The sequence below is a fragment of the Caballeronia sp. LP006 genome (assembly GCF_031450995.1).
GTDB lineage: Bacteria > Pseudomonadota > Gammaproteobacteria > Burkholderiales > Burkholderiaceae > Caballeronia.
Genome location: NZ_JARTVW010000005.1, coordinates 2807882 through 2830919, shown reverse-complemented (window position 1 = coordinate 2830919; position 23038 = coordinate 2807882). Strand labels below are relative to the sequence as shown.

Here is a 23038-nt window from a genome sequence, read left to right as displayed (position 1 = left end):
AGTCGCACCATACGCCTTTCAGAAAAAAGCCTGAATCCCGGTTTGCGCGCGTCCGAGAATAAGCGCGTGGATATCGTGGGTGCCTTCGTAGGTATTCACCACTTCGAGATTGACGAGGTGACGCGCCACGCCGAACTCGTCCGAAATGCCGTTGCCGCCCAGCATGTCGCGCGCGAGCCGGGCGATGTCGAGCGCCTTGCCGCACGAATTGCGCTTCATGATCGAGGTGATCTCGACCGCTGCCGTGCCTTCGTCCTTCATGCGCCCGAGTCGCAGCACGCCTTGCAGACCTAGCGTGATTTCCGTCTGCATATCGGCAAGTTTCTTTTGGATCAACTGGTTTGCCGCAAGCGGACGACCGAACTGCTTGCGATCCAGCGTGTATTGCCGCGCCATATGCCAGCAGGCTTCGGCGGCGCCGAGCGCGCCCCACGAGATGCCGTAGCGCGCCGAGTTCAGACAGGTGAACGGCCCTTTGAGCCCGCGAACTTCCGGAAACAGGTTTTCTTCCGGCACGAACACTTCGTCCATCACGATCTCGCCGGTGATCGACGCGCGCAATCCAACCTTGCCGTGAATGGCTGGCGCGGACAGTCCTTTCCAGCCCTTTTCGAGGACGAAGCCGCGAATCTCATCGCGTCCGTTTTCCTCCAGCTTCGCCCAGACGACGAACACATCCGCGATAGGCGAGTTCGAGATCCACATCTTCGAGCCCGAAAGCGAATAGCCGTTCTGCACTTTCTTCGCGCGCGTCGTCATGCTGGCGGGATCGGAACCGGCGTTCGGCTCGGTGAGCCCGAAGCAGCCGATCCACTCGCCGCGCGCGAGCTTCGGCAGATACTTTTCCTTTTGCGCGTCGCTGCCGAAAGCGTGAATCGGCACCATTACGAGCGACGATTGCACCGACATCATCGAGCGATAGCCGGAATCCACGCGTTCCACTTCGCGCGCGATCAGGCCGTAGCTCACGTAGTTGAGGCCCGGTCCGCCGTATTGTTCGGGGATGGTCGGGCCGAGCAGACCGAGCTCGCCCATTTCGCGAAAGATCGACGGATCGGTCGTTTCCTCGCGAAACGCCTGCGTCACGCGCGGCAGCAGCTTGTCTTGCGCGTAGGCGCGCGCGGCGTCGCGGACCATGCGTTCTTCTTCGTTGAGTTGCTGATCCAGCAAAAGTGGGTCTTCCCAGTTGAAGCGAGCGGCGTCGGCCATATGCGTCTCCTCCCATGCAGTGTCGATTTAAAAGCGCCTCGCTTCGGCGCTTGACTTGCGTTCCGCTTAGCGGAACAATGTTTTGCAAATTAGCTTCGAGTTTAGCACCCGATGTCTGCTGCTTTCAAACGTGGTTCTGGGCGTGAAACCGACGGCGAATCTCGCCGGAAAGCCGACCGTGCACCTGATGGCAGAACGGAAGACGCATTGGCCGGCGGCTCCAAAGGCGCTTCTAGCCGCGAATCTGTCCGCGCTTCAGGCCGCGAATCGAGCCGCGAGTCCGGCCGTGAATCCATCCACGAATTCGGGCGTGTGCATGAGCGTAATCCCGGACACGCGTCCGACCGCGCTTCAGATCACGAGTCCGGCCGCCACTCTCATCTGTCGCCCAACGCATCCGACGATCGCAAGTTCGTCGTCGCCCTCGCACGCGGTCTCGATATGTTGCGCGCATTTCGCCCTGGCGAGACGCTTCTCGGCAATCGCGATTTCGTCGTGCGCACGGGATTGCCCAAGGCGACGGTCAATCGTCTGGCCTATACGCTGACCACGCTCGGTTACCTGCGTTTCGACGATGCCGCCAGCAAGTACGCGCTCGACACGGGCGTGCTCTCGCTCGGCTTCTCGCTATTGGCGGGCGCGGACACACTGGAACTCGCCCGGCCACATATGCGCGCGCTGGCGCGTGAGATCGGCGCGGCGGTATCGCTCGGCTGTCGCGATGGCCTCGACATGATCTATCTGGAAACCATTCGTAGCGAAACCGCGCTCACGCTCGGCCTCGCGCCCGGATCGCGTCTGTCGATGCTCACGAGTTCCATGGGACGCGCCTATCTCGCCGTGCTCGACGCCGATGAGCGCGCGGCCTTGCTAGAAGAATTGCGGGAACGGGAAGGCGCCGAACGAGTGGCTTCGGCGCAGCGCGCGATCGAAGATTTCGCGCGCGACGGCTGCTGCTATTCATTCCGTGAATGGCACGACGACGTCAACGCGATTGCCGCGCCGTTTCGCGACGTGCGCAATGGGCGCTGGCTGGTGTTGAGCAGCAGCGGGCCGGCGTCGTCGATGGATGAGGGTTATTTCCGCGAGTCGATTGCGCCGAAGCTAAGGGCGTTGGCGGGACGGCTCGCCTGAAGGACCGCTCGATTGGGCTGCTCGCGGCATTGTGAAGAAGGCTTGCTTGAAGCGTCGCCGGGCGGCGAGGGTCGCGCGCGATTGCGCAGTCGCCACAGCTTGAGCTCATCGACCGCACGCAACCTCAGAGCATCGTGCGCACATGCCAAAGCTCCGGAAACAGCACCACGTCCAGCATCTTGCGCAAATACGAAGCGCCCGCCGTGCCGCCCGTTCCCTGCTTGAAGCCGATGATGCGCTCCACCGTCGTCACATGCCGGAAGCGCCATTGCCGGAAGGCGTCTTCCAGATCGACGAGTTCCTCCGCCATCTCATAGAGCTCCCAGTAGCGTGACGGATCGCGATACACCGCGAGCCACGCCGCTTCGACCGACGCATCGTGCGTCGTGGGCTGGGTCCAGTCGCGCTGCAGCCTTTCGGGCGCGATCTGGAAGCCACGTCGCGCGAGCAGTCGGATCACTTCGTCGTAGAACGAAGGCGCTTCGAGCGTCTGTCGCACCTGCGCGAGAATCTCCGGCCGATGCGCATGCGGCTTCAGCATCTGCTCATTCTTGTTGCCGAGCATGAACTCGATCTGCCGATACTGATGCGACTGAAACCCGGATGACGCACCGAGATACGGCCGCATCGCGGTGTATTCGGAAGGCGTCATGGTCGCGAGGACGTTCCACGCCTGCACCAGTTGCTCGAAGATGCGCGACACGCGCGCGAGCATCTTGAAGGCGGATGGCAGGGCGTCGGTATGAACCGCTTCGAGGGCAGCATGCAGTTCGTAGAGCGCGAGCTTCATCCAGAGTTCGCTCGTCTGGTGCTGCACGATGAACAGCATCTCGTTGTGATCCGGCGAGCGCGGATGCTGCGCGGTCAGAATCGAATCGAGGCCGAGATAGTCGCCGTAGCTCATCGAATCGGAGAAATCGAGCTTGGCTTCGTGCCAGCCTGATTCTGCCGGTTGCACCGCCCGTGCCGCATCGGCTGCCCCGTGGCCGAACGGACATCCGCCGCCTTTAACCTCATTCATGGCTGTCACTCTCAAGTCACCGAAGCACGTTCGCCAAACTCCGGCGCACGCCAGCTTTCGGTCGCGAGCACATCGCGCAAGGTTTCAACCGCGTCCCAGACATCGACGAAACGCGTGTAAAGCGGCGTGAAGCCGAAGCGCAAAATACGCGGCTCGCGATAATCGCCGATCACGCCACGCGCGATCAGCGCCTGCATCACCTCATAGCCGTTCGGATGCTCGAAGCTCACTTGCGAGCCGCGTCGCGCATGTTCGCGCGGCGTCGCGAGCGTCAGCGGAAACTCGCCGCAACGCGCTTCCACCAGCTCGATGAACAGATCGCCAAGCGCAAGCGACTTGCGCCGCAAGGTCTGCATATCCGTTTGCAGGAATACATCGAGCCCGCACTCGACGAGCGACATCGAGACGATAGGCTGCGTGCCGCACAGATATCGACCGATACCATCGTCCGGGCGATACACCGGGTCCATCGCGAACGGTTTCTTGTGCCCCCACCAGCCCGAGAGCGGCTGCGAGAATGTGTTCTGATGGCGCTTGGGCACCCACACGAACGCAGGCGAACCCGGTCCGCCGTTCAGGTACTTATACGTGCAGCCGACGGCGTAGTCCGCGCCGACGCCGTTCAGATCGACCGGCACCGCGCCTGCCGAATGCGCCAGGTCCCAGACCGCGATTGCGCCCGCGCGATGAATCGTCTCGGTGAGCGCGGCCATGTCGTGCATGTAGCCGGTGCGGTAGTTCACGTGCGTGATCATCGCGATGGCGGTGTGTTCGTCGATGGCGGCAGGCAGTTCGGACGCGTCATCGACGAGACGCAGTTCATAGCCGCGATCGAGCTGCTCGATCAGACCCTGCGCGATATACAGGTCGCTCGGAAAGTTCGAACGTTCGGAGACGATCACGCGACGTTTCGGATCGCGCTCGTTCGCGAGCTTGAGCGCCGCGGAGAGGATCTTGAAGAGATTGGCCGAGATCGTGTCGTTCACCACGACTTCATCCTCGCCCGCGCCGATGAGCGGAGCCAGCTTGTTGCCGAGCCGTCGCGGCAGCGCGTACCAGCCGGCGGTGTTCCAACTGCGGATCAGCCCTTCGCCCCATTCTTCGGCGATCACGCCAGCCGCGCGCGCGGCAGCCGCTTTGGGCGGCACGCCGAGCGAGTTGCCATCCAGATAGATCACGTCGTTCGCAAGCACGAATTGATCGCGCAGGGCATTCAGCGGGTCGTCGCGGTCGAGTGCGGCGGCGTCGTCACGGTTTTTCATCGAAAAGTCCAATTGTTCAGGGAAGATCGGGCGATCAGGAAAGCGGGCGCAGGACGGCGCGCACCGGGCTCGCATCGAGCGTCGAAAATTTGAGCGGCAGCGCGATGAGTTCGTAGTCGCCGGGCGCGACGGCATCGAGCACGAGGCCTTCGAGAATCGCCATGCCGTGCGCGCGAATCCGGCGATGCGCGTCCATCGTCTTCGATTCCTGCGGATCGAGCGATGGCGTGTCGATACCGATGAGCTTCACGCTGCGCGCCGCCAATAGATCGACGGTCGCGGGCGCGACGGCACAAAATGCGCTGTCCCAAGTGTCGAGCGGCGCGCTCGCGTAGGTACGCAGGAGGATGCGCGGCGGGGCGTTGTCATCGTCGAGAAAATCGGCGATATGTTCTGGCAAAACGAGCGGCGCCGCGCCAATGCAATGCACGACCCGGCAAGCGCCGAGATACGTGTCGAGCGGCACCTCGCCAATAGCCGCGCCGTGTTCGTCGTAATGCAGCGGGGCATCGGCATGAGCGCCGGTGTGCGGCGAAAGCGTGAAACGCGCCACGTTCACGGGCGAGCCCGCTTCCATGCGCCAGACGCGTTCGATACCAACGGGCGTATCGCCCGGCCAGACCGGCGTGTCGGTGGAAATCGGCGGAGAAACATCGAGAAGCGTCATGTCGGCTAACAGAAAGCGCTGGGATGCGTCAAATCATAGCCGTGCTATCTCGAAATGTGATTGCAAAAAAACTACCCAAAAACGTTGTGGCTAGAACATAATTCGATGAAACGGGCTAGGGGACTAAAAAATGACCGGATTCACGCTCGATGCAACAGATTGCCGAATTCTGGCGGTACTGCAGGAAGATGGACGGATCAGTAACCTGGACCTTGCGGAGCGTATCGCGCTCTCGCCTTCGGCGTGTTTGCGCCGCATGCGCCTGCTCGAAGAAGAGGGCGTGATTGCGAGCTATCGCGCGTGTCTGGACCGTGAGCGGCTGGGCATCGAGCTCGAGGCCTTCGTGCACGTCTCCATGCGCAACGACCAGGAAAACTGGCACGAGAAATTCGCGGCGGCCGTGCGCGAATGGCCGGAAGTGGTGGGCGCGTTCGTCGTCACGGGCGACACGCATTACGTGTTGCGCGTGCTCGCGCACAACCTCAAGCACTACTCGGATTTCATTCTGAGCAAGCTGTATAAGGCGCCGGGCGTTATCGACATTCGCTCGAATATCGTCTTGCAAACCATGAAGGACGATGCAGGCGTGCCCGTCGCGCTGATCGAACAACCGGCGCGGCCAAGCAGCCCGCCTTGAGTCTCAGGCGTTGATACTCAAGCGTCGAGGCGCTTATTCGATCGATCCCAACGTGTGGAATCCGCCGGCGTGAAACACCAGCGGAGGCGCGCTGTCGTCTTTCGCGCGCACGCCACAGCGCTCCACTTCGCCGACAAAGATCACGTGGTCGCCTTCGTCGTAGCGGCTGCGATTGTGGCATTCGAACCAGGCAATCGCGCCGTCGAGCACTGGCATGCCGGTGTCGCCCGCCGCGTGCGAGACGCCCGCGAAGCGGTCGCCCTTGACCGTGGCGAAGCGCCGGCAAAGCTCCAGTTGCGATGCCGCGAGCACGTTCACCACGTAGTGACTATTGGCGCGAAACACCGGCATCGAAGCCGACTTGGTGGCGAGACTCCACAGCACGAGCGGCGGGTCGAGCGATACCGAATTAAACGAACTGGCCGTGATGCCGATCAACTGCCCGGATTCGGTGCGCGTGGTGATGACGGTCACACCCGTCGCAAACTGGCCGAGCGCGGCGCGGAATTCTTTCGGATCGAAGTTCGGGGTTTTGGCGCTTGTCATCGGGCAAAGTCGTCTTGTTTTTTCGCCGACCTGACGAGTTTCGCTTGGAGCGAGAGGACTTGTCATCGGTTAGAAGTGTCTTGTTTTATGCCGATCCGGACGCGCGTTTCCTCGGGGCGAAAGGGCTTGTCATCAGGTGGTGGTATTTCGTCTTGCCGAACCGGATACGTGTTGCATTCGAATCGGAAGGACCTGTTCTCGTGTTGTCTAAAAGCTGGAGATTGGCTCGATTCTAGCGGAATCAGCCGTCCGGAACCGCCATAAGCCAGCGTCGGCAGTGTGGCCAACGCCGCTTTGTAAAAGCCGGTAAGCTCGGAGCAAGCCCTTCGCGCGCATCGAAACATCGAAGAAACCGTGGGGAATGTTGAAGAAGCGGCGAGGCGCATCCATATGGGTGATCCGCGGCATGGCCGCATGCACTTGACGAGGAGTTGCGCATGACCCAGCAGAATGAGCAGGCGAGAACCGAAACCGCGACGCTCGGCGGCGGTTGCTTCTGGTGCACGGAAGCGGTGTTTCTGGCGGTCGAAGGCGTGGTGTCGGTCGAATCCGGCTATGCGGGCGGCAAGGTGGTCGATCCGTCGTACGAACAGGTCTGCGACGGCGAAACTGGCCACGCGGAAGTGGTGAAGGTCGTGTTCGATCCGGCGATCATCAGCTACCGCGAAGTGCTCGAGATTTTCTTCGCGACGCACGATCCGACGCAACTCAATCGCCAGGGTAATGACGTGGGCACGCAGTATCGCTCGGCGGTGTTCACGCATTCGGACGAGCAACGAAAGGTCGCGCTCGAAGTGATCGATGAACTGCAGCGCGAGGATGTCTTCGGCGGCAAGATCGTCACGCAGGTCACCGCGCTCGATAACGACTACTATCCGGCCGAAGCGTATCACCAGAACTACTTCGAGCAGCATCCGAACCAGGGGTATTGCGCGGCGGTTGTCGGCCCGAAGGTCGCAAAGTTCCGCAAGAAGTTCGCGCATCGGTTGAAGAAGTGAAGGGCGGGGCGGTGTGGAGGCCGCGCTCGAGGGCGGTCTGCATACCGTGTCGGAGCCTAGAAGTCGCCGCGTTCAGTCCATCCCATAAGGCGAGGCATCCCGGCGCTCAACTCGCGCTTGAAGCAAAGACGTGACGGCATGCGAGCGGTGCCTGAAGTGCGGCTCGATAGCGATGGATAGAGCGTTCAGCCAGTACGCAGGGGAGCCCGATCGATTTCAGCCGTCGCACGTTATAGCTTTACCGCTAGCCGCGTTGTACGCGCTCGCATTCCCGCGCAATCCCACGCGCAAGCTCGAAGCACGTAAGCGGCGCGGAACCCTCTGCCTTGTTGTTCGCCGCGATGACCACCGGCTGGCCCGCGATCGCATATCGCGCGGCCAGTTCGGCCAGCGCCTCGCGCGTGTCGCGGTCTTCATCGACTATTTGGTCGAACGGCTCGTACTTCGCCTTCGCCTGTTCGTAGCGAAAGCCGCTGTGCAGACTCCAGCGCACGACGAGCGGCCCTAGCGTTTCTTCGTCCAGCAACGCGAGCGCCTTCGCCTGGCGACGCACGTCCGGCATGCGCGCGTGCACGCCGATGCAATAGCGCACGTTCGCGTCCCGCAGCGCGCGTATGAAGCGCGGTGTCAGCATGACGGCGTCGCGCAATTCGACGGCGTAACGCGTCTCGCCTTCGAGCGGCGGAAGCGCGCCGAGAAACGCCGCCAACCGGTCGATGAAGCGCGATGGCTCGACGATCATCGCATCCGGCAGCGGCGAGAACTGGAACACGAGCGCGCCGGCTTTCGTCCCAAGCCCGCCGATGCACGGCGTCACGAATTCGTCGATGGCAATCCGCGCGTTCAGAAACGCGGGGTTCTCCGCATCGGGCGCGCCGCGCTGGCCGCGGATGAAGGCGTCGGTGACGGCGGCAGGCGCCTTCACGATGAAGCGAAAGTGCTCCGGCACCTGGCTCGCATACCGCGCGTAGTCGGCGAGCGAAAGCGGTGCGTAGAACGAGCGGTCGATGGACACGCAGCGCAACAACGGATGCGCGCTGTAGGCGGTGAGGCCGTCGCGCGAGAGCTTCGTGTTCGAATACGCGTCGCCGTAGACGATGCCGCGCCAGCCCGGAAACGACCACGTCGATGTGCCGAGATGAATGGCTTCGGGCAGTTGTTTCGCGAGCGCGTCGAGACCGGCGTTCAATGGCGCGGGCAGGACGCCGCGTGCCTTCGGCTGGCTCGCGGGCTTGCGCGGCGCGGGTTCGTCGAACAGGTCGGGTTCTGTTGCTTGCCCGTTTTCCGCCGACGCCGGCAGGCACTCTGGCTCACCGGCTGGCGCAATCTCACTCGGCGCCGTGTCGTCGAGCAGGGAGCCCTGCGCGTCGCCGTCACGCGCAGCGTCCTCTTCCGAAAACTTCGATCCCTGCTTCAGAGCGCCTTCTCGTAAATGTATTTCCGCGACCACGGCAAGGTCGTCGCGCTGCGGCCCGCCTTGCGGCACACCACCTGATAGATCGACACGTCGTCGTTCTCGAACGCGTACGCGCAACCCGCGAGATACACGCGCCAGATGCGGAATTTCTCGTCATCGACGAGCTTCTTGGCTTGCTCGGCATTTGCCTCGAAGCTCTCGGCCCAGATGTCGAGCGTGCGCGCGTAATGCCGGCGCAAGCTTTCGATGTCGATCGCTTCCAGCCCGCCGCGCTGCATGCTTTCGAGCGCGAGACCGATATGCGGCAACTCGCCATCCGGAAACACGTAGCGGTCGATAAACTCGCCGCCGCCGAGCGCGGTCTCGCCGCTGTCGGCGTCGGATGACGTGATGCCGTGATTCATCGCGACGCCGTCATCGACCAGCAGATCGCGAATCTTTGCAAAGTAGCCCGGCAGATTCTTGCGTCCGACGTGCTCGAACATGCCCACGCTCGTGATGCGGTCGAATTGCCCCGGCACGTCGCGATAATCTTGCAGACGAATTTCGATCTGATCTTCGAGGCCCGCATCTTTCACGCGCTGCGTCGCGAGCTTGAACTGGTTTTCCGAGAGCGTCACGCCCACGCACTTCGCGCCGAACTTCTGCGCGGCGCGGATCACGAGCGCGCCCCAGCCGCAGCCAATGTCGAGCAAACGATGGCCCGGCTGCACTTGAATCTTGGTCAGGATGTGATCGATCTTCTTGATCTGCGCGGTGGCCAAATCTTCGTCGCCGTTTTCGAAGTACGCGCACGAGTACACCATGTTCTTGTCGAGCCAGAGCTGATAGAACTCGTTCGACACATCGTAGTGGTACTGAATGGCCTTCTTGTCCGACGCCTTCGAGTGATTGAAGTAGCGCCGCACGCGAGCCAGCTTGCCCGCGCTCGTGACGGTGTTCTTCGCGAGCGAATAACCGACGTTGATGATGTCCGAGAGCTTGCCCTCGATATCGATCTTGCCTTTCACGTACGCTTCACCGAGATTGTCGAGACTCGGTTCTAGCAGATAAGGCAGCGCCGTCGCGCTCTTTACATGCAACGTGACTTGCGGCGCGGCGAACTGCCCGAAGTCGTGCTGCTGTCCATCCCAAAGCACGAGGCGCGCAGGCAGGTTGGCCCTGGCCCGCACTTCCTCGACCCATTGCGTCAGCTTCTTCTCCCAGAACATGCTTGCTTCTCCGCGCTAAAGAAAATCAAGGGGAAGGCCCGCCGTGCCGGTTCTGGATGCCCGTGCATCGACGCGCCTTCATGTTCGTTGCCGTGGTGCTGCGTTTTATGACGACGTACTGCCTGCTACCGGACCCGTCTTAGGGTGCGAGCCTCTTGATATCCCACGGGCCGTCCGCGCGCTCGCGCTCATAGACGATGCGGTCATGCAGCCGCGACGGACGTCCCTGCCAGAATTCGATCGTGTCCGGCACGAGCCGGTAGCCGCCCCAGTGTGGCGGGCGCGGCGGTGCGTCGCCGAATTTTTCGGTCATTTCGCGCTCGCGCGCTTCGAGCGCCTCGCGGCTTTCGAGCGGCTGACTCTGTTCCGACGCCCACGCGCCAATGCGCGATCCGAGCGGCCGGGACTGAAAATAGGCATCGCTTTCCTCGGCGCTCGTCTTGACGATCACGCCTTCGACACGCACCTGACGTTCGAGCTCGATCCAGTGGAACAGCAGACTTGCCGCAGGATTGGCGGCGATTTCGCGGCCTTTGCGGCTATCGTAATTGGTAAAAAAAACGAAGCCACGTTCGTCGAACCCCTTAATCAGCACGATGCGCGCGGAGGGCCGGCCGTTCTCGTCGACGGTGGCCAAGGTCATGGCGTTGGGTTCGGGCAGTTTCGCGTTGAGCGCCTGGGCGAACCAGGTGTCGAACTGGCGCACCGGGTCCGGCGCGACGTCGGCGGCGTCGAGTGAGCCGCGAGAATAATTTTTGCGAAGGTCTGCGAGGGTGGTCATTTTTATGCAAACGCTACAGTCGGCGTCAGTATAGCCAAGGTGGTTCTTTCTTGCCCTTGCCGTGGTGAATCCGGTCCGGCTATCACCCCTTGGGTTTCGATAAGGCAGAATACGCAATTCGCGCGCTTTCTGCATGAATGGTCTACCAACTTTGTCAATTAGACAGGCGCTTGTAAGCTATGCCTGACGGGCCGCAGCGGCGTTTGGCTTGTTTTTGCCCATGCTCCGCGAAGCCCTCCCGCGCTTTTTCGGTTTCTGCTTCCACCTATGACTGCCACCATCGCTCCCAACGAGTCACCTTCCGCCGACGAGATCGCCGACCGCGACCGACGCTTCGGCGGCATCGCGCGTCTATATGGCGCGCCTGCGCTTGCCGCGTTCGAAGGCGCGCATGTCGCGGTGATCGGCATAGGCGGCGTGGGATCGTGGGTGGCTGAAGCGCTGGCGCGCAGCGCAATCGGCAAGCTCACGTTGATCGATCTCGACAACGTCGCCGAAAGCAACACCAACCGGCAGATTCACGCGCTCGACGGCAACTACGGCAAGGCCAAGGTCACGGCGATGGCCGAGCGCATCCGTTTGATCGATCCCGCCTGCGACGTGCGGCAGATCGAGGACTTCGTGGAGCCGGGTAACTTCGATGCGATGCTCGGCGGCGGCTTCGACTTCATCGTCGATGCCATCGACAGCGTGCGCACGAAAACCGCGCTCATTGCGTGGTGTGTCGCGAACAAGCAGCCGCTGATCACGGTGGGCGGCGCGGGCGGACAGCTCGATCCGACGCGTATTCGCATCGACGACCTGGCGTCGACCATTCAGGACCCGCTGCTTTCGAAAGTGCGCGGCCAGTTGCGCAAATTGCATGGCTTTCCGCGCGGACCGAAGGCGCGTTTCAAGGTCAGCGCGGTATATTCGGACGAGCCGCTCATTTACCCGGAAGCGGCCGCTTGCGATATCAGCGAGGGCGCGGAGCATCTAGAAACCGGCGCGGGATACGCGGGCCCGGTCGGGCTGAATTGCGCGGGTTTCGGGTCCAGCGTGTGTGTGACGGCGAGCTTTGGGTTCGCGGCGGCGGCGTTCGTGCTTCGGGCGTTGGCGAAGAAGGCGGCTTAGGGCGGCAGGTTCTTGCGGGGACGTAACAACGGCGTGCCATAGAGTCACAGAAGCATGAATGGTGGTGGCTTGCGTCGATGGCAGGTCGGTTTTCGCACGAATATGACGAGCTGGCGTCGCGGCAAACCCGCCAGTTGCATGCATGCACGCGAGTCGACGTGGCCACACGGCGAACATGCGCTGTTTGACGTCACGCGGCCAACCGCAGCCAACAAAAAAACGGCCAGCTTCCACGAGCTGGCCGTTTCTGCATCCACGAGCCGATCATGCATGCTCAATTCATCGCGGCACTCAGCCTGCGCCGCCAGTACGCCACGACATCCGGTTGATTCGCCGCGAGTTCGAACACCGATAGCATCGTCTTGCGGCCGACGTCGTCCATGAACGCGCGATCGCGCACGACGATTTCGAGCAGATGTTCCAGCGCACCACCATAATCGCGGCCGGCGATCAAACGGTTCGCAAGCGCAAAGCGCGCTTCGAGATCGTCCGGTTTCGCGTGCACCGCCGCGATGAGATCGTCGGCGGGCAGCAGTCCGGCGGCTGCATCGGCGGCGTCGAGTTCGGTCTTGAGCGCGTTATAGCGCGCGTCGATGCCCTGCGTCGTCTTAGGCGAAAGCAGCTTGTCTTCTTCCTTCGCTTCGTCGATCCGCCGTTCCGCGATCAGCCATTCGATCAAATCGAGGCGCGCATCTTCGTAACTCGGATCGAGCGCGATCGTGGCCTTGATGCGATCGATCGCGTCCTTGCGGTTACCGCTCGCCCACGCGTCGTGCGCGGCGCGGCGCTCGGCTTCGGCGCCAGCAGGCACCAGCCGGTCGAGAAACTCGCGCAATTGGCCTTCGGGCAACACGCCGATGAACTGGTCCACTGGCCGGCCTTCCGCGAACGCGATCACGTGCGGAATGCTGCGCACCTGGAAGTGCTGCGCGAGTTCCTGATTCTCGTCGACATTCACCTTGACGAGCTTCCAGTTACCGGCGGCTTCGGCTTCGAGCCGTTCCAACATCGGACCGAGCGTCTTGCACGGGCCGCACCACGGAGCCCAGAAATCGACGAGAACGGGCGCGAGCATCGACGCGTTAATGACGTCGTTTTCAAACGTAGCGAGGGTCGTTTCCATGCGTTCTCTCCTAATGCCTGCAATGTGTCTTGAAATTAGATGGGGACGCTTGCATAACTCTCAACGGCCACGGCGTTGATTCACGCCGATGCACGTCTCATGCCTCGGGCGCGCGATTCTCGCGGCGCGCGGGCGGCAGCGGAATGAACTCCGTCTCGCCGGGAACGTGCCCCATGCGCTGCTCGCTCCATGCCTGTTTCGCGGCCTCGATCTTGTCGCGCGAACTGGCGACGAAATTCCATTCGATGATGCGTGCGCCGTCGAGCGGCGCGCCACCGAGAATCATCACGCGCGCGCCGTTCGTGCTCTCGAAACGCACCGGCGCGCCCGGTTCGAGCACGGCCATTTGCTGTTCGGGCAGCGCTTGGCCGTCGATGGACAGATCGCCTTCGACGAGATACACGCCGCGTTCCTCGTGTTCGATATCGAGCGTGAGCGCGCTGCCGCGAGCGAAATCGGCGGCGACGTAGAGCGTTGGCGAGAACGTGCGCGTGGGCGCTTGGGCGCCGAACGCGGTGCCCGCGATTACGCGCAAAGTCACGCCGTCGCGCTCGATTTGCGGCAAGGCGGACGCCGCATGATGCTCGAACGAAGGCTCGACTTCCTCGCTTGCCACCGGCAGCGCGACCCAGGTCTGGATGCCATGCATCGTCTGGCCTCGCTCGCGTTCCTCGTCGGGTGTACGTTCCGAATGGACGATGCCGCGCCCGGCGGTCATCCAGTTGACGTCGCCGGGCACGATCTTCTGCACGGAGTCGACGCTGTCGCGATGCATGATGGCGCCTTCGAAGAGATAGGTGACGGTTGCGAGCCCGATATGCGGATGCGGCCGTACATCCAGTCCCTGTCCGGGCACGAGGGTTGCGGGACCGATGTGGTCGAAGAAGATGAAGGGTCCGACAGTGCGTGCCGCCAGTGCGGGGAGCACGCGCCTCACCGTGAGGCCGCCGACATCGTGTTGATGTGGTTTGAGCAGGACGCGGATCGACGTGGACATTGGCGGTTCCGGTAGCTGACGCGCCGGTTGCGCGCCTGGAACCGCCGATTCTACCGGCCGCTGCGGCGATGCGCTCTCATCGGGGATGTGGAAAACGCTTCATCGACTTCGTGCGGAGTTACGCGTGCTTCACGTGTTTTTTACGAAGGGACCGCGCTTTTTGCAGCATGCGTGCAGAATTTGCGCAAACGTTAATCGATAGGAGAGGAAACCATGAGCAAGAATAAACTGTTGATCGCCATCACCGCAGGTCTTTTGAGCGCCACGGCTGCAACCGGCGCAATGGCCCAGACCTCGTCGGGCAACTCGTCGGCGGCCATGGGCCAGACCGATACTGGCGCGTCGACCGATGGCACGTCGTCGTCGGGCACGACCAAGCACAAGATGCGCAAGCACAGCGCGCATCCGTCGGCAGGCAAGAAGACGCCTGACGTCGAAACCGGCAACAATGCGGCAGCGGAATCCGGCCAAAGCAAGTAAGCGGTCTGGATTGCTGTGAAGCGCCCGCGCTTCCCTTGGGAGGCGCGGGCGTTTTTTTGTCTGCATGCGCCAAGACGGCAAGGCGTTGTGAGCGCAGTTTTTCACAAGCCACCGCAGAGTGCGCCCCGCTAAACTCGTGTGACTTTCAATCGAAGTGCACGAAGGAGCGGCGATGTCGCCAAGGGACTTGCTGATTGCGTCGGTGGTGATTCTCGCGTGGGGCGTGAATTTCGTCGTCATCAAACTGGGTTTGCACGGCGTGCCGCCGTTCTTGCTGGGCGCCTTGCGATTCGCGCTGGCCGCGGTGCCGGTCTTCTTCGTCAAGCGCCCGCGAATTCCGCTGCGCTGGCTTTTCGCTTATGGCCTTTCCATTTCGTTCGGCCAGTTTGCGTTGTTGTTCTATGGCATGTCGGTCGGCATGCCGGCGGGACTTGCTTCGCTCGTCTTGCAGGCGCAGGCGTTCTTCACCTTGATCTTCGCCGCCTTCATGCTTGGCGAGCGCATCCGCGCGATGAACATAGCTGGACTCTTGATCGCGGCGGCCGGGCTAGCGCTGATCGGCATGCAGGGCGGCCACGCGATGACCCTCACAGGGTTCTTGTTCACGCTTGGCGCGGCGTCGATGTGGGCGCTTGGCAATGTCGTCACGAAGCGCATGGGCAAAGTCGACTTGCTGTCGCTCGTAGTGTGGGCGAGCCTGATACCGCCGCTGCCGTTTCTTGCGTTGTCGTTGATTTTCGAGGGCCCGGCGCGCATTGAAGCGAGCCTTGCGGCGATCCCGTCGATATCGATTTTCGCGATCGTTTACCTCTCGTTCATCGCGACCATCATTGGCTACAGCTTGTGGGGCAAATTGCTTGCGCGCTATCCGGCGGCGCAGGTCGCACCGTTCTCGTTATTGGTGCCGGTGATAGGTATTGCATCGGCGGCGGTGTTTCTGGGCGAGGCGCTGACACCGGCGGAAGTAGCGGGTGCGGCGCTGGTAATGGCGGGATTGGCGGTCAATGTATTCGGCGCACGCTTGAAACAGAGACTATTCCCCGTCCCGCGATAAAAAAAGCCGCAAAAAATGAACCCTTAAAGAAGGCGCTAAAGAAAAAAGCAATACAACGGCCGACTTCCTTGAAAGTGCCAGAGAAGAAACTTGAACAGCGACTCCGAAAAAAGCTTTGATCTTGTGAGTTTTACCGAGAGCGTGAGTGGAGGGGGAGTGCACAAGGGGTTTGTGGTAAATAGCGGGGAACCAGTTGTGCTTCAGAAGCCGGTTCCAAAGCTGCTTTCTTTGGTTCCTTTCTTTGCAGCAGCAAAGAAAGGGACCCCCCCGCCGGGGAGGCGGCTACTGAACAGAAACGCAAGGCAACGGCTCGATTCATCAGAAGCGCAAAAAAACATCAGACCGCAAAAGAGGTCCCAGCGCAGTCAAAAAAAACCGCATGCCTAGTAATTGACTACCACGAGCGCGAGCAATGGGAAGTGCCCAAAGGGTTTGTGAGAAACAGCGGGGAACCAGTTGTGCTTCAGAAGCCGGTTCGAAAGCTGCTTTCTTTGGTTCCTTTCTTTGCAGCAGCAAAGAAAGGGACCCCACCGCCGGGGAGGCGGCTCCTGAACGAGACTGCCCGAGAACCGCAAAAGAACCGCAAAAGAACCGCAAAAGAACCGCAAACCAACGTCTTCAAGTCATGCGACTCTTAGCCAAAGGCGGATTAGCAGCAAAATACCGCCTGATGCCTTTCATAATGGCGCTAGCCATCTTGTCCCGATAGGCATCATCGTTGAGGCGAGTCTCCTCATCCGGGTTACTGATAAACGCGGTTTCGACGAGAATCGAGGGAATATCCGGTGCCTTGAGCACGGCAAACCCTGCTTGTTCGACCGACCCCTTGTGCAGTTTGTTAATGCCCCCGATTTCATTCAGCACGAAACTCCCATACCGCATGGAATCGCGAATCTGCGCCGTAGTGGACATGTCGAAAAGCGCGCGATTCACGCTAGCGTCTTGCGATTTCACGTTGATGCCACCGACCTGATCCGACGAATTCTCCTTGGCGGCCATCCACCGCGCCGCCGCGCTCGACGCACCATGTTCCGACAACGCGAAAACGGAAGAACCACGCGCCGAAGACTCGGTAAACGCGTCCGCATGAATCGACACGAATAGATCGGCGCCGACACGCTGCGCCTTCTGCACACGCACATTGAGTGGCACGAAGAAATCGGCATCACGCGTCATCATGGCGCGCATGTTGGGTTGCGCGTCGATCTTCGCGCGCAGCTTCTTTGCGATATCGAGCGCAATGTGCTTCTCATACGTCCCCGCGCCGCCGATGGCGCCGGGATCTTCGCCACCGTGACCCGGATCGATGGCCACAGTCAGAAGGCGCGTCGTCCCCGAGCGATCCTGCTTGGGCTGCGAGAACGTGTATTGGTCGCTGTCGTCGTCATCCTTCTTCGCGATCACGGGCGGCACGACGCGCGACGGCTTCGGCACGGATGGCGCAGGCACAGGCGCGGGCTTCGGCGCCACCGACGCGGCGTTGTCCGGGGCATCGCCCTGAGCGTACTTCTGGAAAAACTCGTCGGTCGAATCCTGCGAGAGCGATTTCTGCGGCGTGGCCGGCCCCGAAAGCGTGGCGGGCGGCGGCGCGGAAGGATTCGGATTGGCGCGGTCGAAGGCCTCCTGCTTGTGCTCGGACTGCGCGAGCAGTTCCATCAGCGGATCGGGCGCGACGGCCGGATAAAGATCGAACACGAGCCGATACTTGTAGCTGCCAATCGGCCCAAGCGTAAAGACCTGCGGCTTCACCGAACCCTTGAGGTCGAACACCATGCGCACGACATGCGGCTGGTACTGACCGACGCGCACCGATTGAATCTGCGGATCGTTCGGCGTGATCTTCGAGACGAGATCGCGCAGCGACTGATCCAGATCGATGCCGTTCAGATCCACGACGAGTCTGTCCGGGCCTTGCAGCGTCTGATTGCTGTTCGTGAGCGGCTGGTCGGATTCGATGGTCACGCGCGTGTAATCGCGCGCGGGCCAAACGCGCACGCCGAGCACGGAACTCGCGTGCGCGAGCTTCGGTGCGACGAGCGCAAGCGCAAGCGTCGATGCGCCCGCGCGCAGCACCTGACGCCGCCGCCAGTTGTGCGGCGCGCTCGCACCTGATTCGATCGAATGAAACGGCTTGATCAGCATCTTTCGAGACATGTCTTTCCTGTTTCGCTAAACGCCCGCGCATTCAGCACGCGGCCTTCTTCGACTTCACGGCTCTCGTCGGGCAAGGCAAGTTCGAACACGAGGTCCGGCACGCCGAGCAGTCCGCCTGCTTGCTGCGGCCATTCGATGAGGCACACCGCGCCGCGATCGAAATACTCGCGAAAGCCTGCATCGGCCCATTCGGCGGGATCGGCGAAGCGGTAGAGATCGAAGTGATAGACATCGAGCGGCCCGCCTGGCGTGTCGAGCGAATAGGGCTCGACGAGCGTGTAAGTCGGACTCTTCACGCGGCCCGCATGACCGAGCGCGCGCAAGGTCGCGCGCACGAGCGTGGTCTTGCCCGCGCCCAAGTCACCGATCAACTGGACCTGCAAGCCCGAAAAACGTTCGGCCGAAGTTTGCTTGCGCGTCTCGTCGATGGCGCGTGCAAAGCGTTCCCCGAAGGCGAGCGTTGCCGCTTCGTCGCGCAGATCGAAGCGGCGTTCGAGGAGCGCGGAAGGAAAATCAGGCGTCGTTCGTACAGGGCTTTCGGGCATTGCTCGTAAAATGTCGTGATGAACCGATTGCCGGAACATTCCGTTGAAATCACGACCGCGTCCAGCGACGCCGCCGATGAGTCGCGCGCCTTGCATCACGTCGAACTAGGCGATGAGGCCGCGCTGGCGGAACTCGCGCTACGCATCAAGACGTGGGGGCGCGAGTTGGGATTCGGTGCGGTTGGTATCGGCGATACCGACCTGACGGATGCCGAGGAAGGCCTCGCCAGTTGGCTTGAAGCAGGCTATCACGGCGAGATGGATTATATGGCCAAACATGGGATGAAACGCGCAAGGCCCGCCGAGCTTGTGGCCGGCACGCGACGGGTCATCACGGCGCGCATGGCTTATCTGCCTGGCGCGACGCTCGAGCACAAGGGCGCTGAAAGTGTCGCGACAGCCGATGGTCAGAAGAACGACTGGCGCGCCGTCGAATGGTCGCGCTTGAGCGATCCATCGCAGGCGATGGTCTCGATCTACGCACGCGGCCGCGATTATCACAAGGTCATGCGCAACCGGCTGCAGCAACTGGCCGAGCGCATCGAAGCTGCCATCGGACCGTTCGGGCATCGCGCGTTCACGGACTCCGCGCCGGTTCTCGAAGTCGCGCTGGCGCAAAAAGCAAGCGTCGGCTGGCGTGGCAAGCATACGTTGCTGCTCGATCGCGATGCCGGTTCGCTCTTTTTCATCGGCGAGATTTACGTCGATATTGCATTGCCCGTCGACCCGCATCCCGAGACGGACGGCGCGCATTGCGGGCAGTGCACGCGCTGTATCGGCGCATGTCCGACTGGCGCGATCGTGGCGCCGTACCGCGTGGATGCGCGGCGCTGCATCTCGTATCTGACGATAGAACTGCAAGGCAGTATTCCCGAGGAGATGCGGCCTTTGATCGGCAATCGCGTGTACGGGTGCGACGATTGTCAGCTAGTGTGTCCGTGGAACAAGTTCGCGCAAGCCGCTCCGGTCGTGGACTTCGATGTGCGGCATGGGCTCGATCGTTCCACGCTCGTCGAGTTGTTTGCGTGGAGCGCCGAGGACTTCGACACGCGCATGCAGGGCAGCGCGATCCGGCGTATCGGACACGAGCGATGGCTGCGCAATATCGCGGTGGCGATGGGCAATGCACTGCGCGCGTCGCTCGAAAGCGTGGAGCTCGAGCGTATCGTGCAAGCGTTGCAGGCGCGCATGGACGATCCTTCCGCGCTGGTTCGCGAGCATGTGCAATGGGCGCTCGCGCAGCGCGCGGCGCCAGACGAAATAGCGAGGCCGGCATGAAGCATTTCGATGCAGTGATCGACGCGCCCTTCGGCAAAGTCGGCATTCGCGCCGACGAGCGAGCCGTGCGCGAGATCGTCTATCTTTCGGCCGAGGTCGAAAGCATCGAGTCGGACAAGCCGCTCGTGCAACAAGCCATCGCACAGATTCGCCAATATTTCGAGCAACCCGCCATGCGTTTCGATCTGCCGCTCGGCACCGGCGGCACGGCGTTTCAAGAGCGCGTGTGGAAGGGCATTTCTGGCATCGCGGTGGGACAAGTGTGGACCTACGGCCAGCTCGCGCGCGAAGTCGGCAGCGTGCCGCGCGCGGTCGGGCAAGCGTGCGGCTCCAATCCGCTGCCGATCGTGATACCGTGCCACCGGGTGGTTTCATCGAGCGGGATAGGCGGCTTCGCGCATACGCCCGGTGATGGCTTTTTTCGTGACGTGAAGCGCTGGTTGCTGGCGCATGAGGGTGTATCGATCGCATGAGCGCAATCGCCGAGGAACTGCCGACGCCGGAACTGATCGCGAGTTCGGACTCGATCGATCTCTTTTGCGACGCGCTCTGGCTCGAACACGGGCTCGCCAAGAATTCGCTCGAAGCGTATCGCCGCGACCTGAAGCTCTTCGCCGAATGGCTCGCGAAGACGCGCGGCGGGTCCATCGACACGGCGAGTGAAAGCGACCTGAACGGCTACATGGCTGCGCGCCGTGGCGACAAGGCGACCTCCGCGAACCGGCGTCTGTCCGTGTTCCGCCGATATTACGGCTGGGCGTTGCGCGAGCATCGCGCGACGGTCGATCCAACCTTGAAGCTGCGCTCGGCGAAGCAGCCGCCGCGCTTTCCATCGACGCTCAACGAAGCGCAAGTCGAAGCGCTGCTCGGCGCGCCGGACATCGAAACGCCACTCGGTCTGCGCGACCGCACCATGCTCGAACTGATGTATGCGAGCGGCCTGCGCGTCACCGAACTCGTCACCTTGAAGACGGTGGCCGTCGGCCTGAACGAAGGCGTGGTGCGCGTGATGGGCAAGGGCTCGAAGGAACGCCTCGTGCCCTTCGGCGAACAAGCGCATGAGTGGCTGATGCGTTATCTGCGTGAATCGCGTCCCGCGTTGCTAGGCGCGCGCGCCGCGGATGCGCTCTTCGTCACCTCGCGCGGCGAGGGCATGACGCGGCAGCAGTTCTGGAACATCATCAAGCGTCATGCGCTGAACGGCGGCGTGCAGGCGCCGCTTTCGCCGCACACGCTGCGTCACGCGTTCGCGACGCATCTGCTCAATCACGGCGCGGATTTGCGCGTCGTGCAGCTTCTGCTAGGTCACTCCGATATCTCGACCACGCAGATTTATACGCACGTCGCGCGCGAGCGCTTGCAAAAGCTGCATCGGGAGCATCACCCGCGCGGTTGACTTGTTCGCCAGAACGATCGTGCCGCTGCATTGGCCGTTCAGCCGATGGTGAGCATGAAGCCGCGCCGCTACAATGCCTCCATGTCGAAAACCAAACATGTCTCCGAAACCCCGGCGACGCAGTTTCTGCGCCGTAACAAGGTCGAGTTCGGCGAGCATCCCTACGATTATGTCGAGCACGGCGGCACGGAGGAGTCCGCGCGGCAACTCGGCGTGGACGAGCATCGCGTCGTCAAGACACTCGTGATGGAAGACGAGAACGCGAAGCCGCTCATCGTGCTCATGCATGGCGACCGCACGGTGTCGACCAAGAACCTCGCGCGGCAGACGGGCGCGAAGCGCATCGAGCCATGCAAGCCCGAAGTGGCGAACCGGCATTCGGGCTATCTCGTGGGCGGCACGTCGCCGTTCGGCACGAAGAAGGCAATGCCGGTGTTTGTCGAATCGAGCATTCTCGAACTGGACATCATCTATCTGAACGGCGGCCGGCGCGGCTATCTCGTCAGTCTCGATCCGGCGGTGCTCACCGGCTTGCTCAACGCGAAGCCCGTGCAGTGCGCGAGCGTCGATTAGAATGCTGACCGCATTCGCCACGTCAAAGAAAGAGCCAACATGATTCCTCTGATCGTCGCCGTCGTGTCCTATTTGATCGGCTCGATTTCATTCGCCGTCGTCGTCAGCAAGTCGATGGGACTCGCCGATCCCCGTTCGTACGGCTCGGGCAATCCCGGCGCGACCAACGTGCTGCGCACCGGCAACAAGAAAGCGGCCATCCTCACGCTGATCGGCGATGCGTTCAAAGGCTGGCTGCCCGTGTGGGTCGTCGTGCACTTCGGCGCGGGCTGGGGGCTCGATCCGGCCGGGCTCGCGAGCGCGATCGCGCTGTCGGCCATCGCGGTTTTTCTCGGGCATTTGTACCCGATCTTCTTCAAGTTTCAGGGCGGCAAGGGCGTTGCGACGGCGGCCGGCGTGCTGCTCGCCATTCATCCGGCGCTCGGGGCGGCTACCTTGCTGACCTGGCTGATCATCGCGTTCTTCTTTCGCTATTCGTCGCTCGCGGCGCTCGTCGCGGCGGTCTTCGCACCGTTTTTTCAGGTGTTCCTGTTCGGGCCGAGCCGCATCTCGCTCGCCGTGCTGGCAATGAGCGCGCTGCTCATCTGGCGGCATCGGGCCAATATTTCGAAGTTGCTGGCGGGGCAGGAGAGCCGTATCGGCGACAAGAAAAAAGCGGCGCAGGCGGCGAGCGAGGCGGACTGAGCGCGGACCGGCGCAACGCTCGGCCTACCAAACAAAACGCCGTTCCACAGGCATGCGGAACGGCGTTTTTGCGTGCGCTGCATGGCGCTGCGGGAAAGTCCTGCAGTGCGCCGTTGGCCCGCTTGCTAAAGGTGAAAACCTCAGTCGCGGAAGTTGTTGAAGTCGAGCGGCGTGTCCGTGACTTCCTTTTTGAGCAGCGCGATGGTGCTTTGCAGGTCGTCGCGCTTCGTGCCTTGTATGCGCACCGCGTCGCCCTGAATGCTCGCCTGCACCTTGATCTTGCTGTCCTTCACGATTTTCACGACCTTTTTCGCCAGATCGCCCGACACGCCTTTCTTGATGGTCACGACCTGCTTGAGCTTGTCGCCGCCGATCTTTTCCTGCTTGCCGTAGTCGAGAAAACGCACGTCGACGCCGCGCTTGGCCAGCTTGCCGACCAGCACGTCCTTGACCTGGCCGAGCTTGAAATCGTCGTCGGCGTAGAGCGTGAGGTCGCGCTCCTTCTGTTCGACGCGTGAATCCGAACCCTTGAAGTCGAAACGCGTCGAGATTTCCTTGTTCGATTGTTCGATCGCGTTCTTCACTTCGATCATGTTTGCTTCGCTGACGACGTCAAACGATGGCATCTTGTTTTCCCCTTCAATGAGGCGAGCGCGCAGCGGGCGCGGCTCGCGCAATCGCTATAATCACAGACCTGACGTCATTCTACCGACGCGCCTGCGGTTCCCCAAGGTTGCGCCGATTCTCCCGGTTCGCCA

At 62.0% G+C, this 23038-nt stretch carries 24 protein-coding genes; 11 read left to right on the top strand and 13 right to left on the bottom strand.

The genetic code is table 11. The annotated features are described in order from the left end of the window. Positions 1-18: 18 nt before the first annotated feature. Complete coding sequence (locus P9250_RS29765) at positions 19-1209, bottom strand: acyl-CoA dehydrogenase (protein ID WP_310396668.1); 1191 nt, start codon at positions 1207-1209, stop codon at positions 19-21. A gap of 381 nt (positions 1210-1590) precedes the next feature. Here P9250_RS29765 and P9250_RS29760 point away from each other — a divergent pair, with 381 nt between their 5' ends. Then, positions 1591-2343 (top strand): IclR family transcriptional regulator, encoded by a 753-nt coding sequence (locus P9250_RS29760; protein WP_310396925.1) that lies wholly within the window; start codon positions 1591-1593, stop codon positions 2341-2343. 124 nt (positions 2344-2467) lie between these two features. Here the strand turns inward: P9250_RS29760 and kynA are convergent, their stop codons facing one another. The 3 genes from kynA to kynB are packed head-to-tail and all read right to left on the bottom strand — an operon-like array spanning position 2468 to position 5293. Next, entirely contained in the window at positions 2468-3364 is an 897-nt protein-coding gene (gene kynA, locus P9250_RS29755; protein ID WP_310396667.1) for a tryptophan 2,3-dioxygenase, read from the bottom strand. An 11-nt stretch (positions 3365-3375) separates the two neighbouring features. Beyond that, positions 3376-4626, bottom strand: a complete 1251-nt coding sequence (kynU, locus tag P9250_RS29750; protein ID WP_310396665.1) for a kynureninase — start codon at positions 4624-4626, stop codon at positions 3376-3378. A 34-nt stretch (positions 4627-4660) separates the two neighbouring features. After that, positions 4661-5293: an arylformamidase gene (gene kynB, locus P9250_RS29745; RefSeq protein ID WP_310396663.1), complete on the bottom strand. Its 633-nt coding sequence runs from the start codon at positions 5291-5293 to the stop codon at positions 4661-4663. Positions 5294-5423: 130 nt separating this feature from the next. Here kynB and P9250_RS29740 point away from each other — a divergent pair, with 130 nt between their 5' ends. Next, complete coding sequence (locus P9250_RS29740) at positions 5424-5930, top strand: Lrp/AsnC family transcriptional regulator (protein WP_244826176.1); 507 nt, start codon at positions 5424-5426, stop codon at positions 5928-5930. A 33-nt stretch (positions 5931-5963) separates the two neighbouring features. Here the strand turns inward: P9250_RS29740 and P9250_RS29735 are convergent, their stop codons facing one another. Beyond that, positions 5964-6476, bottom strand: coding sequence for a flavin reductase family protein (locus P9250_RS29735; RefSeq protein WP_250465581.1), 513 nt, complete (start codon positions 6474-6476; stop codon positions 5964-5966). Between the two features lie 437 nt (positions 6477-6913). Between P9250_RS29735 and msrA the strand changes: the two genes are divergently transcribed. After that, on the top strand, positions 6914-7474 hold the full coding sequence (gene msrA, locus P9250_RS29730) for a peptide-methionine (S)-S-oxide reductase MsrA (RefSeq protein ID WP_244826174.1): 561 nt from the start codon (positions 6914-6916) through the stop codon (positions 7472-7474). 244 nt (positions 7475-7718) lie between these two features. On the opposite strand, the gene P9250_RS29725 is transcribed toward msrA, so the two are convergent. The 3 genes from P9250_RS29725 to pdxH form a co-directional block, all read right to left on the bottom strand. Further along, positions 7719-8732, bottom strand: coding sequence for a DUF72 domain-containing protein (locus tag P9250_RS29725; protein ID WP_310396923.1), 1014 nt, complete (start codon positions 8730-8732; stop codon positions 7719-7721). A 155-nt stretch (positions 8733-8887) separates the two neighbouring features. Further along, on the bottom strand, positions 8888-10102 hold the full coding sequence (locus tag P9250_RS29720) for a cyclopropane-fatty-acyl-phospholipid synthase family protein (protein WP_244826172.1): 1215 nt from the start codon (positions 10100-10102) through the stop codon (positions 8888-8890). A gap of 139 nt (positions 10103-10241) precedes the next feature. Beyond that, the gene (gene pdxH / locus P9250_RS29715) at positions 10242-10883 is read right to left on the bottom strand and encodes a pyridoxamine 5'-phosphate oxidase (RefSeq protein ID WP_310396920.1); all 642 of its coding nucleotides are present in this window, start codon (positions 10881-10883) and stop codon (positions 10242-10244) included. A 267-nt stretch (positions 10884-11150) separates the two neighbouring features. Here pdxH and P9250_RS29710 point away from each other — a divergent pair, with 267 nt between their 5' ends. After that, the gene (locus tag P9250_RS29710; protein ID WP_250509455.1) at positions 11151-11996 is read left to right on the top strand and encodes a ThiF family adenylyltransferase; all 846 of its coding nucleotides are present in this window, start codon (positions 11151-11153) and stop codon (positions 11994-11996) included. A gap of 274 nt (positions 11997-12270) precedes the next feature. On the opposite strand, the gene trxA is transcribed toward P9250_RS29710, so the two are convergent. Then, entirely contained in the window at positions 12271-13119 is an 849-nt protein-coding gene (gene trxA / locus P9250_RS29705; RefSeq protein ID WP_310396659.1) for a thioredoxin, read from the bottom strand. 97 nt (positions 13120-13216) lie between these two features. Next, on the bottom strand, positions 13217-14116 hold the full coding sequence (locus tag P9250_RS29700; RefSeq protein WP_250492688.1) for a pirin family protein: 900 nt from the start codon (positions 14114-14116) through the stop codon (positions 13217-13219). A gap of 213 nt (positions 14117-14329) precedes the next feature. On the opposite strand from P9250_RS29700, the gene P9250_RS29695 reads away from it, so the two are divergent. Both P9250_RS29695 and P9250_RS29690 read left to right on the top strand, forming a co-directional pair. After that, complete coding sequence (locus P9250_RS29695; protein ID WP_244826168.1) at positions 14330-14596, top strand: hypothetical protein; 267 nt, start codon at positions 14330-14332, stop codon at positions 14594-14596. 172 nt (positions 14597-14768) lie between these two features. After that, positions 14769-15650, top strand: a complete 882-nt coding sequence (locus P9250_RS29690; RefSeq protein ID WP_250492687.1) for an EamA family transporter — start codon at positions 14769-14771, stop codon at positions 15648-15650. Positions 15651-16268: 618 nt separating this feature from the next. On the opposite strand, the gene P9250_RS29685 is transcribed toward P9250_RS29690, so the two are convergent. Next, a complete protein-coding gene (locus P9250_RS29685; protein ID WP_309844253.1) occupies positions 16269-17804 on the bottom strand; it encodes an N-acetylmuramoyl-L-alanine amidase in 1536 nt (511 codons plus the stop codon). Further along, on the bottom strand, positions 17786-18349 hold the full coding sequence (gene tsaE / locus P9250_RS29680) for a tRNA (adenosine(37)-N6)-threonylcarbamoyltransferase complex ATPase subunit type 1 TsaE (RefSeq protein ID WP_244826165.1): 564 nt from the start codon (positions 18347-18349) through the stop codon (positions 17786-17788). Before tsaE ends, P9250_RS29685 begins: the two co-directional genes overlap by 19 nt. Positions 18350-18367: 18 nt before the next feature. Between tsaE and queG the strand changes: the two genes are divergently transcribed. From queG to plsY, 5 genes are all read left to right on the top strand, one after another. Then, entirely contained in the window at positions 18368-19627 is a 1260-nt protein-coding gene (gene queG / locus P9250_RS29675) for a tRNA epoxyqueuosine(34) reductase QueG (RefSeq protein WP_310396655.1), read from the top strand. Continuing rightward, positions 19624-20100: a methylated-DNA--[protein]-cysteine S-methyltransferase gene (locus P9250_RS29670; RefSeq protein WP_310396653.1), complete on the top strand. Its 477-nt coding sequence runs from the start codon at positions 19624-19626 to the stop codon at positions 20098-20100. Before queG ends, P9250_RS29670 begins: the two co-directional genes overlap by 4 nt. Further along, the gene (gene xerD, locus P9250_RS29665) at positions 20097-21023 is read left to right on the top strand and encodes a site-specific tyrosine recombinase XerD (RefSeq protein WP_244826162.1); all 927 of its coding nucleotides are present in this window, start codon (positions 20097-20099) and stop codon (positions 21021-21023) included. The genes P9250_RS29670 and xerD overlap by 4 nt, the downstream gene beginning before the upstream one ends. 81 nt (positions 21024-21104) lie before the next feature. After that, positions 21105-21596, top strand: coding sequence for a Cys-tRNA(Pro) deacylase (gene ybaK / locus P9250_RS29660; protein ID WP_244826161.1), 492 nt, complete (start codon positions 21105-21107; stop codon positions 21594-21596). A 39-nt stretch (positions 21597-21635) separates the two neighbouring features. After that, a complete protein-coding gene (gene plsY / locus P9250_RS29655; protein WP_244826160.1) occupies positions 21636-22280 on the top strand; it encodes a glycerol-3-phosphate 1-O-acyltransferase PlsY in 645 nt (214 codons plus the stop codon). A gap of 140 nt (positions 22281-22420) precedes the next feature. On the opposite strand, the gene P9250_RS29650 is transcribed toward plsY, so the two are convergent. Next, entirely contained in the window at positions 22421-22906 is a 486-nt protein-coding gene (locus P9250_RS29650) for a YajQ family cyclic di-GMP-binding protein (RefSeq protein WP_244826159.1), read from the bottom strand. Positions 22907-23038 lie beyond the last annotated feature (132 nt).